The organism is Sinobacterium norvegicum, from assembly GCF_923077115.1.
Classification (GTDB): domain Bacteria; phylum Pseudomonadota; class Gammaproteobacteria; order Pseudomonadales; family Sinobacteriaceae; genus Sinobacterium; species Sinobacterium norvegicum.
In genome coordinates, this window is the sequence record NZ_CAKLPX010000008.1 from 49,305 (window position 1) to 64,408 (window position 15,104).

A 15,104-nucleotide genomic window follows, 5' to 3' on the forward strand; every position below is an offset into this window, starting at 1 on the left:
GTCGGTGATTAGCGTTAACTACTGTCGTGCCTCAAATAAACTTCTACGACCTGAATTTGGGTAAATCTCATCGGCATAGAGAAACTCTTTGGCTGTTGAGCGGGCACCAATTTTATCCACCTTCCAGCGCTGTAATAGATAGCGCATTAAGTGAGTATTTAGGCGAATAGAGATATCGTTCAGTGCCTGTTCAAACTCAGCGTTGTTGGTAAGCGTATTGGCCTGGATAACGGGGGCTAATTGAAAAGGGGGGAAGGCATTTTTATTATCGGCTAACTGGCGCAGTGAATAAAAGTCGAGCTGAAAATCTGTCGTGTGTGCCAGGCCGATATTAATCTTACTATCCCGTAAATCGCTGTATATTGCGTCAAAGGTGGGCTCGGTGGCGATAATAAATTTGTCGATATTGCTGCCATAAAAATTGGCCAGATATTCCATGGCGTCAATACGATTTTGTAAAAAAATGGGGTGCAGCGTGATGTTGACACCAGAAGCTTGCTGGTTGGCAAGTTTGGCCAAGTCTTCAATGGTTTCTAACTCATTAGTACTGTTGCTGGTTTTTCTCACCGCCAGGGTGAAGTTGTTAACCAGAGTGGAAGGCTGCAGCCATATAAAACTGCTGACCTGGTCAAATTCCTTCACTTGGTCATAAAGTTCTTCTTGTACATAAGGTGGGGTGGCATAAATGTCATTAATCGCTGTTTGTCCAGTATAGCCCCAGTAGATGTCAATATCCCTGGAAAACATAGCATTACGCAAGTCGAAATAGCTATCGAAGGGCACTAACTTAACCTGCGCGCCAATATCGATTAATTGCTGTCGACTAATCAAAGCCAAGAGGTACTGCTCATCAAAGTTGAGGTAGCCAATACGGACAAAGTTGTCATCGTTCGAATACACGTTAATAGATAGGCCTGAGGTGATGACCAAAATAAGAAAAAGTCGTTTAATGTGGCTCATTGATCGACCCCTTCAAAGGTAAGTATTTTGAACGTTTGGTTTGGCTGGTTGTTACTGTAGATATCTTTTTGGTCGACACTCCAAATATCCCACTTAAAGCGGTCGAGATTCTTTTGGTTGGTGAGATAGGTATCAGCTCGTCGGTTCTCAGCACGGCCTTGTTCGTCTTCATTGCTGGCCACAGGGAGCTGATCGGCTAGCCCTGAAATCAGAATCTGATCCTCCTCAATATAGTATTTCTGCGTTAACACCGACGCTAATGCTACTGCACGATCAATCGATAATAAAATATTGGACTCTTTACTGCCCTCGCTGTCGGTATGCCCGACAACTAATAAATACTGATATTTGCTGTTGAGAAATTCATTGGCCAATTGTTCCAAAGCGATTTTGTCATCGTTGCTGATAACGGCGTCGTCGGTGTTAAAATGAGCAGAAAAAATTACCTTCTTTTGCTTATTCGAAAGCAAGGCGCAGCCATCGTTGTTGATTTTTAAGCTTTCAATCGTTGCATTGCAATTGTCTCTGGCGTCGATAACACCGTCTTTGTCCGCATCTTTTAAGCCCGCATCTGCTGGCAGTAGAGTGCCTACCTGATAAGGTGGGTTGATTGATCGGTTTGCCGACGCGTTGACGCCTTGTTCAGTGTCATTGTTTGAATTGTCTTCGGGCGGGTATACGTGCTCGGCACAGCCTGTCAGAATCAGTAATAAAACGCTAAGGAAAAATTTATTCATTGTCTTCTTTCCATTCGATGCCAGCATCTATGTCAATCTTCATGGCTTCTAACAACACACCGGTGGCAGCCATGATTCGATAAATTGATTTTTTATATTCTAAGTTAGCCGATAAAAAACTTTGGCGAGAGGCGTAGAGTTCATTTTGGCTGTCAAGTAGATCTATCAGCGTTCTTCTATTCACTTTGAACTGTTCGTTATAAAGCTGTTCGGTCTCTTTTGCCGAGATAACATAATCCTTCAATGAACGCCTGTTTTTCTCGGTGGTTAAATAACTCGACCACCCCTGTTCAACCTGCTGTACGACTTGTCGACGGGTGGCGTTACTGATTAGCTGGGCGGTTTTATGTTGAGAGCTCGCAGCACTGACGTTGTTGTGGTCTCTCAGGCCGTTGAATAGGTTCCAGCGCATTTCTAAGACAATACGACTGTCGTTCTCGCGGCCGGTAAACCCATTGTTTTGATAGTTGTGGTTGGCCTCGGCAACAATGTCAAAATCGGGGTAGTAGCCCGCCTTGCGTGCAGATAACTGAGCCTGAGCAGCCTCAACATCGAAGTGAGAAAGTTTCATCAGCGGGTTATTGTCAATGGCCAATTTAATGGCCTCTACTCTTTCATTGGGCAGGTAATCTAAATCAGCCTCGGGCATGATGAGGTTGACAGGAAAGTCTCCGACCAGCGCTAAATAATTGGAGCGCGCATTCATTAAAAGATTATTGGATGTGGTTAGATTGGCCTCGGCTCGTCTGATTCGACCTTCAATTTGTATTAAGTCGGCACGGTCGCCAGCGCCTGCATCATATTTGTCCCCTACTAATTTAGAGGTCAATTTATGCAGCGATAGATTCTGCTCAGCCAATACCACGTTTTCGCTTGCTGCCAATACATCGAGATAGGCTTCGGTGACTCTTAGCGCCATGTTTTCTGCTTGTGAAACCAGATTGTAGCGGCTGGCCAGTGCATCTGCCGTGGTACGGTCAATCTCATGATAGTTTTCACCGCCGTGCCATATAGGCTGTACCAACCTCAGTGTTAAATTATTTCTATCCTGGTCAATATCGAAATCTCGGACGTCATTATAGGTTGATTCATAGCCACCGGAGGCGATAAAGTCGACGCTGGGGAGTAAGCCGCCTTTGGCAATATTGACCTCATCGACAGCTGTTTTATAGTCGAAAAAATAGCGTCGCACTTCAGGGTTGCTGGTTATTGAATAGTACACAACCTCTTCCAGTGTATTGGACAAACATGCACCACTGAAGGAAAGGCTTGAAAGAGCTAGCCCTGTGGTTATCGCCTTCATCAGCGCTGAAAGATTATGTTTATTTATCATACATTCTGCCTTAAAGATCATTTCAGCATTCTAATTACAGGTTTAAAGACATAGGCGAGTAAATTCCTATCGGCAATAGTGATGTCAATCGTGGTCTGCATGCCTGGAATAATAGGTAGCGTCCCATCCTTGTTATTCAGGGTGTTGTCATCAACGCGCAATCTGACGATATAGTAGCTTCTGCCTTGTTCATCGATAATCGTGTCAGCACTGACGTGTTCAACAATGCCATCGAGGGCGCCATACGTGGCGAAATCATAGGCGCTAACCTTTACTCTTGCGGGCAAGCCTGTGTGGACGAAGCCTATGTCTGATGGCTTTACGTTTGCCTCGACGATAATGTCCTTGCCATCAGGGACGATTTCCAGCAATGGCATACCCGGTTGAACGACACCACCGAGGGTGGTGATATGAATTTTCTTAACGGTACCGCTGACAGGGGCAATGACAGAGGTTCTATCAATACGGTCTCTGCTAGACGTTTTTCCCGCCTTGGCAATGGCAATTTTAGCGCGGATTTGTGTGAGCTCTTGTTGAGCCTCTTCTTGATATTTGACATCGAGGCTGGTGAGTTTCTCTTGTTCGCCTTTTAGCGCAGAGCTCAAACTCGGAATCATATTCTTGGCGCGGTTAATGTCTCCGGTTAGGCTGCTGATTTGTTGCTCGATATTGAGCAGCTCCAAGCGTGGAACAGCGCCGATTTCAACCAATGGTTGATTGATTTTTTTCTGTTCCTGCATCAACCGAAGTTGTTGTTGTAGGTCTTCAATATTCTGCGTTGTCGAGTCTATTTCAAACTGTTTCTCGTCGACCGCGTGATTGATAATCTGCCGCTCACTGTTTATCTCCTGCTGATGGATAAGATACAGCTGTTTTTCAGCTGAGATATAGCCGGCGAGTTCAGCCGTATCGGCAACAGGATATACGGGGATAGTATTACCGGCCTCGGCAACCAAACGTGCAGCGGTCGCGATCAGTGCATCGTACTCAACGTTGGACTCAATGACTGCAGCCTCAGCCTTGGAATCTTCTAGATTGAGCAAGGCGGCCCCTTTAATAACATGCTGCCCCTCGCGAACATACAGCTCGTTGAGAATGCCGCCCTCGAGATTTTGAATAATTTGAACTCGTGAAGAGGGTACTATTTTTCCTTCAGCTCGGGTGATTTCATCAACCTCGGTTAGCGCCCCCCAAATGATAAGAACAAGAAACATTAGCGCAATGGTGTAGAGAATTAAGCGGCCACCACGGGGTGTTTTAATCAGAACCGCAGCGCTTGACTCCGACATGTAAGGTAAGTCCTGGTCGAAGGCGGGGCGTTGATTTGTGTCTGATCTTTTAAGTTGGTCGATGGTTTTTAGCATATTACACCTCGACCATGCCGGCTTGCAGCTGGCTTAGTACGTCGGCTTTTTTGCCGCTCAAGGCAACCCGGCCCTGGTTCATCACAATAATGTTATCCACTGTTTTTAGCAGACTCATATTATGCGTGAGAAGAATGACGGTTTTATCTTCAATAACATTCTCTAAATTGCTAATAAAGTTTTGGGTACTTTGATTATCGAGCCCAGCGGTGGGCTCGTCGAGTATCAGCACTTTTGGGTTGTTTAGCAGTGCTCGGGCAAAGGCAACACACTGGCGCTGACCGCCAGACAACAGGCTGCCTCTCTCGCCGACAGGGCGTTCTAGGCCAGCTTTTCCTTCGGCGGTGAAACGGCTGACACCGGATAGTTGTGCGACACGCAATACCTCATCGTCATCGACATGCCGGTAACCGGCAACGATATTATCGCGAATCGTGCCGCTGAATAATTCATTCTGCTGGGTAATACAACCGAGGCTGTTACGCAAATCAGCCGGCGAAATTTGACCGATGTCCGTTCCGTCTATGCTGACCTGCCCCGATGATGGTGAGTAGAGACCTGTTAGTAAGCGCATCAGCGTCGATTTCCCAGAACCTATCTGGCCGATGATTGCGGTTTTGCTGCCGGCCTTAAATTCGAGATTAATAGCATGGAGAAATGGCTGAACCTGATTAGGGAAATTAAAGTAAACCTCGTCGAAACGATAGTGTCCGGTGAGACTGGGGTTGGTTAGGTAATTACTGTCCTCACTGGTTTCTGTCGGCATTGCCATGATGTCGCTAAGGCCTTTGTAGGACGCCTTAGCCTGGTGGAAGCGTGTGATCAGGCTGGCAATTTGACCCATGGGTGAGATCGCTCTACCGGAGAGCATAACTGCCGCAATCAACCCGCCCATAGACAGATCGCCATTGCTGATTAGGTAGACACCGACAATCACAATACTGACGGTAGAGAGTTGGGCAATATAACTGACAACGCTGGCCGACGACTGGCCAAGAAAACGTGAGCGCATGCTCCAATTGGCGATGTCGCCGCTGGCCTGTTCCCAGCGGTGTTGATGGTGACTGGCGAGTTGCTGTAATTTTATATTTTCTAAATTAGACAGTGTTTCAATTAACAAGCCATTTTTTTCTGCCGAGGCACCATAGGTTTTCTGAATCGATGTCTTCAGCGGAATACTGATTAGCACTGAGTAAATCGCGATGATGATAATGCCGGCAATAGGCACCAATACAACGGGGCCGGATAAAATACCAATAATGATGAGGAATATGACAGCAAAGGGCAGATCGATCAGCGTGGTAATAGTGGCAGAGGTGACAAAGTCACGCACGCTTTCAAAATCCGCGAGGTTTTTAGCAAAAGAACCGGTGGATTGGGGGCCATGGCTGAGTTTGATCGATTGAACCTGCTGAAAAATCTTGGCGGATAATAATATGTCGGCTTTTTTCCCGGCAATATCGATGGAGTATGTTCGCAGCAGTTTTAAAATAAAATCAAAACTAAAAATAATGAGCGCGCCAATGGCAAAAGTCCATAGCGTGTCGATAGCATTGTTGGGCACCACACGGTCATAAACATTCATCACAAACAATGGGCTTGCTAGCACAAATAGATTAATCAGAACGGTGGCAAGGATGACGTCTCGATAAATTCTCCAACTGCTGCTAATTGTTCCCCAGAACCAGTGCAGATGCTTTTCTTTACTGACATCATCGGCGTGTTTTCGGTAGTGATAGAGCGTCCGGGTGGCGAAGAAATAGCCACTGTAGGTGTCTGTTAGTTCGTCCAATGTCAATTCGATGGTGCCGTTATTGACTGGGTCGATCAGAAGGCAGACCTGCTCTGACATTTGGGTTAATACCGCACTGGTGCCGTCGCGCATTAATAGCAGGCAGGGCAGGGTGCGGGTATCAATCTTATTCGCCTCTCTTTTCATCAGACGCATACCTAGGCCAGCGCGCTTGGCAGCTCGTGGCACCAGCTCAAGAGTGAGCCTGCCATCGATCAGAGGCAAGCCCTCATTGATACGCTGTGGCGATGCAGAAAGACCATACAACTGGGCGAGTGTGAGGATGCCATCCAGCAGGGTATCCTCGGAAGCGAGCCGAGGTATCTGCCACTGATTATCCTGTTTTTCCACATTGCCGCTCATTGTTATGAAAGCTATCCTTTAAAAGTATATAAATATTATTAGCTTATAGATTTTATAATAATCTATTTTGCACATATCGGAGACTTTTTATTGATTAAATTCATCCTGAGGCAACGTTATCGTCAAATCGACAAACCCACCATCGCTGTGACTGCCAGCTTCAACAGTTGGTGTGACCGCTTCAGTGTCGCCTTCAGTGCTGGTGGTTTCAAATTGGCTCAATAACTGCTCGACAGCCTCCTCATCTTCGGAGCCGCTACTGTTGAATTGAGGCTGAGACAGAGAACGCCCTTCGGGGGCGGCACTATTTAACTGCACAGCTAAGGGTTCAGGTAACTCAACACCGCCGATAAGTTGAATATCGAGGGTGATGATACTGCTGAGCTTGCCATCAGAGACGCTGACTTCAAATTGCTCTTTAAATAATGCGTTCTCAGCCAGTGAATTATCTGTGATCAGGTAGCTCCATTGGCCATCTTCTTCCATGGTTAGCGTACCGTAGCTGCCGGCAGAACTGGTGGCGCCATCAACCAAATAGGTAAGTGAATCATTCTCTGCGTCGCTGGCTATAACCGCGCCATCGACACCGTTGGTGTCGGCAGCATTGTCTATAGTGAGTTGCAGCGGAGTGATGGCGTCTACCTTGGGTTGGTCGTTAGTACCCTCGATAATAATATTAATGACTAACTCGCTGTCATCGGCGCTGAGTACCGTGAAACTGTCTTGCAGTGGTGTGCTTTGCTCATTGAGCTCATCGATAGCTGTCTGGCTGTTATCGGCTCGATATTGCCACTGACCATCTTCTTGCATGGTGAGTTTGCCGAAGTTGCCCTGGTATTCGCGCACTAACATAACGGATTCACCGCTGTCCTCATCAATCACGGTAACCGTGCCAGAGGTGACCAGGAAGCCGGCATCTAAACCGGAGTCTTCCTGAACAACAGGGGTTGGGTTGGTGGTGGCAGTGATGGTCGCGGCATCGTTAACGCCACTGACGGTGACCACAATCTCTTGGCTGTTGCTGCCATCGGCACTGACCGCGGTAAAGCGTAAATCGGTGCTGTCGTTCTCGCCCATTTGTTGGATTAGCGGATTGTTGTTGTCAGCAGTAAAGCTCCAATTACCGTCGGCTAATAAGACAAAGACGCCGAGGCTATTGGTTAAATTCATCGGACTAAAGCGAGCTTCGCTGATACCGTTCAGGGTGTCGTCATCGGCTATATCAAGCTTGCCAGAAGCGACTAACTCACTAACGGCAGGGTTGTTACTTTCGGTGATTAAGCCGGTGTCATCGCCACCGATAACAGGAATATCATTGGTGCCGATTATGGTGATGACAATATCGTGGAGAGTGCCATCAGCGGCACTGATGGTTATCGTATCGGTGAGCGGCTCGCCCTCAGATAATGCTTGAATAGCAGCTTGGTTGTTGGCGGCAGAATAGTTCCACTGCCCAGAGCTGTCGATGGTTAAGTTGCCATAAAGACCATTATTGACGACGGTGGCGCTGAACAAGGCCTGTCCTAGGTCGGCATCGGTAATGTTCAACTTACCACTGGCGAGTAGGTTACCACCGCTCAAGTCGGTGTCCTCGTTCACCGTGTCACTGTCGGTACCGGTAATAACCGGTAAGTCGTTACTACCGACGATGGTTACAGAGACAGTTTTAGTACTGACTTCGCCATGGGGGTCGGTCACTGAAACTTGATAATCAAGTTGCTGTGACATGCCATCAGCTAATTCTTGCGCCTTGGAGGTATTGACGACAAAGGTCCACTTACCGGTGTCGTCTATCGAGATGCTACCCCACTCGGCGTTTGCCGGTGTATCAATAATCTGCCAGCTATCGTCATTGATCTCACTGAGGTCAGTGTCACCGCTATCGAGCTGACCGCTAATAGAGGTGGTATCTTCGCCGACATCTTCAGTCAGTACACCGGAAATTGCTGGCGCATTATTTTCACCCACGATGGTGACAGTAATCAGTTGGCTGGTCACGTCTCCGCTGCCGTCGGTAACAAGGACGGTAAACGTATCCTGCAGTGTTTCGCCCTTGGCTAAACTGTTGGCTGTAGGGTCGGATGGATCGACTTGGTAGCTCCAAACGCCAGTGACGGGGTCAATGCTGGGAATGCCATAATTGGCACCATTGTCGCTGGGGTCTGCGCTTGTCAAAATTGACCAGGCAGCGGTGTCTCCGCTGTCGTCATCACTGACAACCAGAGCACCGGTGATGCTACCGGGCGCAAGTTCCTTAATATTCCCCGTTGTCGTACCGCCAATAACCGAGGTATCGTTTGCCCCCACAATGGTAATCGTAACCGTTTCGCTCACCAGGCTGCCGTGTTGATCCTGGCCTCGGACGACAAAAGTCTCAGTGCGAGTTTCGCCAGCCTTTAACGCGTTAACATGGCTGCTGTTATCGATGACGTAATCCCAGTTGCCATCGCTGTCGATGCTGAATTTGCCGTAAGTCCCTGCCGAATCAACAACAGCGTTGAAGCTGACCGTGTCGTTGGTATTGGGGTCGGAAATATCCAGTTTGCCAGTGGCTGTGCTCAGTGCTGCGTCATCTTCTGTGACGCTGCCGATGAACTCACTGGCATTGCCTGAAATGATCGGTGCCTTGTTGTTACCAGTGACCTCGATGTTGATGGTTTGAGCAATATAATTACCGCTGCCATCATCGACATAGACAGTAAAGGAGTCGGCATTAGCAGATTCGTTTTTACCAAGGCCTGCTAAGTTTGTGATGCCGGCTGCGCTGAGGGAATAGCTCCACTCACCATTACTGGCAAGAGTTAAGGTGCCATTGGTGCCGCTCAGAGGGCTGTTATCATTGCTTTCAGAGGTGGTCCAACTGAGGTTGTCCTGATCGACATCAGTGGCTTTCACTGTGTTTGATACCGTGCCGGTATCGATGTCAAAGGACGCGGAAACAACGCTGTTTTTCAGCACAGGTAAATCGTTAGTGCCGTCGATGGTAACGACAATATCTGTCGTGGCGGGGTCACCATTAAGATCCAGTACGGCTTTACCGTACTGATCGATCAAGTAAACAGTAAAGGTGTCTGTGCGTTGTTCTCCCTCTGCCAAGGATTGCACGGCGCTGTTGTTCAGGGTGTAGTCCCAGCTATCGGTGTCACTGTTATAGCCTAGCTGACCATAGGAACCGTTACCGTCATCGAGTGTCCAGCGCGAGTTAGGTGCCTCCGAGGGGATGTCGACGGTGACGTTCTCGGTGACTACAAGATCCTCTTGCACCGCCGTATTAACGTCGTTAAGAGGAACCGTTAGCTCTAGTGCGTCGTGTGTGCCGTGTATCGTAATGGTCAGGTCTTGGGTGTAGACCTGATTATTAACATCGGTGATAGTCACGGTTACCACATCAGTCATGCTTTCCCCGGGGTTAAGGGCCTGCACGGTATCATTGTTATTATTGAGGGTGTAGATCCAGCGGCCATCCGAGTCAATGCTGGCGGTGCCGAAGGCACCATCGGTAATCGCCCAACCATCTGCTTTAACATCTACAGGGTCGACGTCGTCAAAAGATATCTGGCTGGAAGTGCTTAATACAGTGTCTTCGGTGACATTGCCAGTCGTCCAATCGGCATCGATAATGGGGTCGTCTGAGGTACCGTTAATTGTGATTTCAACAGGAATATCATGGGTGCCATTGGCATCGGTCACACGCACGTAATATGTCTCGGTGATCGATTCACCCTCGTCGAGGCTCTGTACCAAGATGCTGTCGTTATCTAGCACATACTGCCAGCTCCAAACGCCGCCACTTTCAGTGACTGTTATATTACCAAAGGCACCGCCAATATCGGCCAGGGCTACCACACTACTAATTGTGTTGGGGTTGATATCGCCGGCACCGCTAAAGTCGAAGGTATTGCCGGTAATCGTTGTATCTTCTTTAACCGTATCGGTGATTAAATCGTGACTTGGGTCTTCTGGTGTCGGATTGACGCCACCGGAGCCACTGCTGCGGTCTTGGCTGCCAGTCACCTCGATGGTGATTTTGTGTGGTGCAGAATCGTCGCTGCCATCGTTAGCCGTGACATAGAATACTTCTTCGGCAATCTGCCCCGGGGTTAGATCTTTAACATCTTGATCATCATTATCTAACTGATAAACCCAGCTGCCATCCCCCTGGAGAATCAGCTTGCCGTAGATGCCTTGTATTTCACTGTCGCTATCAGCCACATCGACAGTTAATGCAGCGGGCTCATTGCCTACAGCCACAGACCAGCTCTCGATGGTGTCACCGTCATCGATATCTCTGGCAATGACGCGGCCTTGTGTTTCCAGCAGTAAAAACTCAGCAACAGCAGCTTGAGAGGTGCCGAAGATAGTCGGTGCATCGTTGCTGCCAATTACGTCGATATCAATGGTGTGGGTGACTGATTTACCGTGTTCATCGATGGCGACAACAGTAAAGCTCTCTTTTTGAGTGCTACCCTCGGCCAGTTGATTGGTGCTTGCGCGTGTGTTGTCGAGGGTATAGAGCCAGGTGCCATCTGCGCTAATGGTGAAACTGCCATAGCTGCCATTATACGTGGCGGCGGTGAAACTGGGGGAGTCGTCAGCATCGTTGCCGTCGGTGCTGAGTATGCCGCCAACGGTATTGTCGGCAGCGTCTTCGATGACATCCCAGCCGTCGCCGTCGGCGGGGGTGCCGCCAATAACTGTTGGCGTATCGTTGGTGCCGGTGACGTTAACGGTAATGGTTTTAGAGGTGGCTAAGCCGTGCTCATCGGTCGAGGTGACGATAAAGGATTCTGTTAGGGTCTGACCGGGAGCCAGGTACTGAACCTTGTCGAGGTCGACGCGATAATCCCATTCACCGGTGGTGGTGTTAAAGGTAAAGACACCGAGATTTGAGCCGCTGCCGTTGACTGCGTCGACATCGGAGCTCCATGTCAGCGCGGCGTCTTGATCAATATCAGTACTATTGACGGTACCGCCGGTTTTCATCTTACTGGCGTCATCGGGATCAATAGAGCTGTCTTCCGCCATGGTACGAGTATTATTGCCGGTAATAACAGGGGCATCATTGGTGCCGACAATGGAGATTTCGACAGTTTGCTCAACACTCAAGCCTTTCTCATCGGTCACTGTGACAGTGAAACTGTCTGTGCGCGTGTCATTGAGTTTGATGGCGTTGACGGCATTGTTATCGAACAGTTGGTATTCCCAGCTACCATCGATATTCAAGGTTAGCTTGCCGTATTGACTTGTATCGTTAGTACTGCCAAGCGTCCAATAGTGATTGTCAGTATGATCTGGGTCGCCAGAATCTAGTTGGCCTTGCAGTGTAGTCGGATCGTTTTCGGTAATGCTTTCGGCGCTGACTGTTGCTGTTGGTGAGGAGTTGCTACCAACAATATCGATAATAATTGTTTCGGTATTGGTGCCACCATTGCCGTCATCCACCACGACGGTAAACGTCTCCTGGGCTTTTTCACCGGCGATTAACTGCTCGGTGGCGGCTAAGTCGCTGTCCAAGGTGTAAACCCACTGGCCGGTGGCTGCATCAATGGCTATCGCGCCGAAAGAGCCTGCCGCATTGGGTGTGCCGTTATTAAACGCCCAGCTGTGGCTATCGTTATTATCAACATCAATGGCTTTAACTTGGCCTGTGGCAGTGCTGGTATCGATGGCGTCGTCATAGTTCTCAATGACTGAGCCGGAGAGTTTACCGGCAATTGTCGGCGTATCGTTGCTGCCTTCGATCACAATATCGACGGTCACTTCAGAGCTGGCACCGTGCTCATCGGTTACCTTGACCCTGAAACTGTCCGTGACAGAGTCCCTGGTGATATTACCCAGTACATCGGTGTGAATACCCAAATGTTGTACCGAATCGTTGTCGAGGGTAAACGTCCACTCGCCAAATTCATCGACAGACAGGCTGCCGAAACTGCCGGTAGGGTTGATCACCTGCCATGTCTGTGTAGCGCCTTGGTCGACATCGCCATGATATAATTGGCCGCTGTCAATTATGCTTGGATTACCGGCAAAATTATCCTCAGTAACGCCGCCAATAACGTCGCTGGCGGCGGTGATATCAGGGGCGTCGTTGGTGCCGGTGATGGTCACCTCAACCTCAATCGTGTCAGTTCCCCCCTTACCGTCATCAACAGTGACCTCGAAGACTTCAGTTACAACCTGGTCTTTTGCCAAGCTTTGAGTGCTGGCCTTGGTATTATCCAGAGTATAGGTCCAGCGGCCGTTACCGTTGGCGAGTTCATTAATAGTTAATGAGCCATAAGCTCCGTCGTTAGGGTTTACGTCACTGCCATTGGCTTTGCTAACAGACCAATTAAGTGTGTCGCCTTCGTCAATATCTCCGTGCTTTAACGTGCCTGATTTTGTGTTGCCAGGGTTGTCTTCGACAACGCTTTGTGTGTTTTTGCCAGTGATAATAGGGGCGTCGTTGGTACCTTCAACGGTAATGGTAATCTTGTCGCTGTCCGAGGCGTTGAACTGATCCTTGACGACAATATCGAACTCCTCTGTTTTGATCACGCCATCACCGATGGCTTGTACTTTGTCGTACCCAGGCTCGCCGGGTTGATACAGTTTGTATACCCAGGTGCCGTTTTTGACCGAGAGGGTAAGGAAACCGTATTCGCCCTCGATGGTGGTTTTACCGTTTTTGCTTAAAGTCTCGCCGTCAACAGAGTGTGTCAGTTTTGCCCTGTTATCGATATCGGAGGAACCAAAGGTGCCGGTGGTTCGCTCATTGCCCACATCTTCTATCACGGCGCCATCGATAGCGGCTTCAACACCCTCGAGTACGGGGGCGTCATTCGTGCCCTTAACAGTGACCTGGATGTTCTTGGTTACCGTGCCGCCTTTTTCATCGGTCACCGTGACCTCAAAGTTTTCCCTTACCTTTTGATTTCTGCGCAACTGGTCAGTGGCGCCGCCGGGTGTGTTATCGAGTGTATAGGTCCATTCGCCAGTGACGGTATCGAGGACGATTGAGCCATAGGTGCCAGTCACCTGATACTCGTTGCCACCGCCAATTTGTACACCGTCTTTAATCTCGATGTCATGGGGGATGCTGTTGGGCTGGTCAGCGTCGAAGATTCTTAACTTATCTGAAACCTCAATATCGCCTTCATTGATGTTCTCTTTAAGGCTTTTACCCTGAATACTGGGGACATCGTTGGTACCGGTGATAGTGATGACCACGGCCACGGTATCGAACCCGCCCTTGCCGTCGGCGACAACTACTTCAAAGGTTTCAGTTTTTTCCTGTCCTTCTTTAAGCTTTTTCAGCTTGTTTTTGGTTCGCCTGTCGTCATTAAAGTCGTATGTCCAGGTGCCATTGTTGTTAATGGATAGTGTGCCGTAAGTGCCGGCTGGATCTGTAATAGACCAGTTTTGCGGATCGGTGGTATCAACATCTGTGGCGTCGAGGTCGCCACTGATCGAGGCTTTTGAGGCGTTGTTGCCTGTGGTGCCACCTTGGCCGGGGATTCTTTCATCCTGATAATAAATGTCACCGTCGACATCGCCACCGGGTGTGATCACAGGAATGTCGTTGGTGCCGGTAATAGTGATTTCAACGGTTTTGGTATCGCTGCCGCCGTTGAGGTCTGACACAGTTACGTCATAACTGAAGGTAATTGTTTCATCTTTGGCGAGGAAGTCGACGAGTGAGTTATTGACTTCATAATCCCAGCCTGAGCCATCTGTGGTGAAATTCGTCGCTGTTAATGCGGTGATCTGAGCAGGGGTCAGTGTGCCGCCGCTCCAGACTGTATCGGTGTTGAAACTATGGCTGATGGAATGACCAACATCGTTGCTATCAACGTCGGTGAAGGAGAGCGTGCCGCTGTCACTAAGCACTGATTGACTATCGTCTTCAGTGACCGCACCTGTGTCGTCAATAGTCAGCGTGGGGTTATCGTTGCTGCCGGTAATGGTGACGGTAACGGTTTCAGTGTCGGAAAGCGGTGAGCCATCGCTATCCGTGGCTGCAACGACGTAGGTTAATTCGAGTGTTTCTCCTTTGGCGAGGTAATCGAAGGTTTCTGACGCGGAGTTAAAGTTCCAACTCAGATTTGCTGTGTCTGTCGAACCATCGAGGTTGAGACTAGTCGATAGCATTGCTTTGAGTTCAGCATCGCTGGGCGCATCGATGTCTAAGCGGTTAGAACTGCCGCCTATAGTTAACGAGCGGACGCTGCTGCTGACGACATTTGTTATGTCGACATCGGTAACGCTAAAAACGCCATTAGAACTTAGAGCGATATCTGATTCAGTGAGTATGACAGAGGCAGGGCCGCCACTGATCATGGGTGCGTCGTTAGTGCCAGTGATGGTGATTTCGATAACCTGATCGACAATGCCGCCCTGGCCGTCATTGATCGTGACGGTAAAGAATTCGCTTAAGGTTTCGTTAGTGCCTAATTGCTGCACCTCGGTGAGCGTGTTGTCGATCTCATAGGTCCAAGCGCCACTGATCGCATCGATGGCGAGGCTACCGAGATTGCTCGGTGTGGCGGCCACACTCCAGCGGTGGTCATCTTCGC

Annotated in this window: 6 protein-coding genes; all 6 read right to left on the reverse strand. The window is 49.0% G+C overall.

Annotation, left to right across the window (positions count from 1 at the left end):
- Positions 1-18 precede the first annotated feature (18 nt).
- The gene (locus tag L9P87_RS17635) at positions 19-960 is read right to left on the reverse strand and encodes an ABC transporter substrate-binding protein (RefSeq protein WP_237446083.1); all 942 of its coding nucleotides are present in this window, start codon (positions 958-960) and stop codon (positions 19-21) included.
- Positions 957-1,697 carry an OmpA family protein gene (locus L9P87_RS17640; protein WP_237446084.1) on the reverse strand — a complete coding sequence of 247 codons (741 nt, stop codon included), beginning with the start codon at positions 1,695-1,697 and terminating at the stop codon, positions 957-959. Before L9P87_RS17640 ends, L9P87_RS17635 begins: the two co-directional genes overlap by 4 nt.
- Positions 1,690-3,030, reverse strand: coding sequence for a TolC family outer membrane protein (locus tag L9P87_RS17645; protein ID WP_237446085.1), 1,341 nt, complete (start codon positions 3,028-3,030; stop codon positions 1,690-1,692). The genes L9P87_RS17640 and L9P87_RS17645 overlap by 8 nt, the downstream gene beginning before the upstream one ends.
- A gap of 17 nt (positions 3,031-3,047) precedes the next feature.
- Positions 3,048-4,319: an HlyD family type I secretion periplasmic adaptor subunit gene (locus L9P87_RS17650; protein WP_237446086.1), complete on the reverse strand. Its 1,272-nt coding sequence runs from the start codon at positions 4,317-4,319 to the stop codon at positions 3,048-3,050.
- 76 nt (positions 4,320-4,395) lie between these two features.
- Complete coding sequence (locus tag L9P87_RS17655; RefSeq protein WP_237446087.1) at positions 4,396-6,549, reverse strand: type I secretion system permease/ATPase; 2,154 nt, start codon at positions 6,547-6,549, stop codon at positions 4,396-4,398.
- A gap of 87 nt (positions 6,550-6,636) precedes the next feature.
- Positions 6,637-15,104 (reverse strand): VCBS domain-containing protein (locus L9P87_RS17660; RefSeq protein ID WP_290368540.1); only part of this gene is annotated, 8,468 nt, incomplete at its 5' end.